The following is a 1,432-nucleotide window of genomic DNA, read 5'->3' on the forward strand; positions in this document are numbered from 1 at the left end:
GTTGCGGGTGTCAGTCATTCGTTCGATCCAAATCCGATAGGCTTGCAACACAAGATGAAGGCTTATGCGGGCTTTTTCAAGCCCGCCAGTGGTCGGACATGCCGACCAGCCCTATTTTGAGCGGCTTATATTAAGCGGGGCGCTTGTCGATCACTGCGTCGATCAACCCGTATTCCTTGGCGGCTTCAGCGCTCATGAAATTGTCACGGTTGGTATCGCGCTCGATTTCTTCCAGGGTGCGCCCGCTGTGCTTGGCCATCAGCGTGTTGAGACGCTCACGAATGAAGAGGATTTCCTTGGCGTGGATTTCGATGTCCGACGCCTGGCCCTGGAAACCGCCCAGTGGCTGGTGAATCATCACACGCGAGTTCGGCAGGCAGAAACGCTTGCCTTCGGCACCCGCGGTCAGCAGGAAGGCGCCCATGCTGCACGCCTGGCCAATACAGGTGGTCGACACGTTTGGCTTGATGAACTGCATGGTGTCGTAGATCGACATGCCCGCAGTCACCGAACCGCCCGGTGAGTTGATGTAGAGATGGATGTCCTTGTCCGGGTTTTCCGCTTCAAGGAACAGCAATTGCGCACAAATCAGGTTGGCCATGTAGTCCTCTACCGGGCCAACCAGAAAGATCACTCGCTCCTTGAGCAGGCGCGAGTAGATGTCGTAGGCGCGTTCGCCACGAGCGGACTGCTCGACAACCATCGGGACCAGGCCGCCTGCGGCCTGGATATCAGAGTTCTGCTGAATATAGGAATTACGGAACATGCTCTGCAGTTACTCCCAAATAGTCATGTCTTGAAAACGCATAAGCCAGCGCGAGGCTGGCTTATGGTTGAATTTCCAACGAGTTGGACAATCAGTCGGCTTGTGCTGCTTCCGCCGGTTTGACTGCTTCTTCGTAAGAGACCGCTTTATCGGTCACCTTAGCCTTCTGCAGAACAGTATCCACAACTTGTTCTTCCAGCACAACCGAACGTACTTCGTTCATCTGCTGCTCGTTCTTGTAGTACCAAGCCACGACCTGCTCAGGCTCCTGGTAGGCCGAAGCCATTTCCTGGATCATTTCGCGAACGCGGTCTTCGTCTGGCTTGAGGTCGAACTGCTTGACCACTTCGGCCACGATCAGGCCCAGCACAACGCGGCGCTTGGCTTGCTCTTCGAACAGCTCGGCCGGCAGTTGGTCAGGCTTGATGTTGCCACCAAACTGCTGAACCGCTTGAACGCGCAGGCGATCCACTTCGTTGGACAGCAGGGCCTTAGGCACTTCGATCGGGTTGGCGGCCAGCAGACCGTCCATGACCTGGTTCTTGACCTTGGACTTGATAGCCTGGCGCAGCTCACGCTCCATGTTCTTGCGAACTTCGGTGCGGAAGCCTTCGATGCCGGTTTCCTTGATGCCGAACTGGGCGAAGAACTCTTCGTTCAGCTCTG

The 1,432-nt window shown here is 56.1% G+C and carries 1 protein-coding gene and 1 pseudogene; both read right to left on the reverse strand.

Going from position 1 to position 1,432, the window contains the following annotated elements:
- Positions 1-130 precede the first annotated feature (130 nt).
- Complete coding sequence (clpP, locus tag BKD70_RS22210; protein ID WP_003192255.1) at positions 131-766, reverse strand: ATP-dependent Clp endopeptidase proteolytic subunit ClpP; 636 nt, start codon at positions 764-766, stop codon at positions 131-133.
- A gap of 91 nt (positions 767-857) precedes the next feature.
- Positions 858-1,432 (reverse strand): annotated as a pseudogene (locus BKD70_RS22215) (trigger factor); the annotation flags it as partial.

It is taken from the genome of Pseudomonas sp. BS-2016 (assembly GCF_001806145.1).
GTDB lineage: Bacteria > Pseudomonadota > Gammaproteobacteria > Pseudomonadales > Pseudomonadaceae > Aquipseudomonas > Aquipseudomonas lundensis.

Excerpts from the sequence above, each read along its gene's own strand:
- clpP (WP_003192255.1), bottom strand. The coding sequence starts at position 766 with ATGTTCCGTAATTCCTATATTCAGCAGAACTCTGATATCCAGGCCGCA.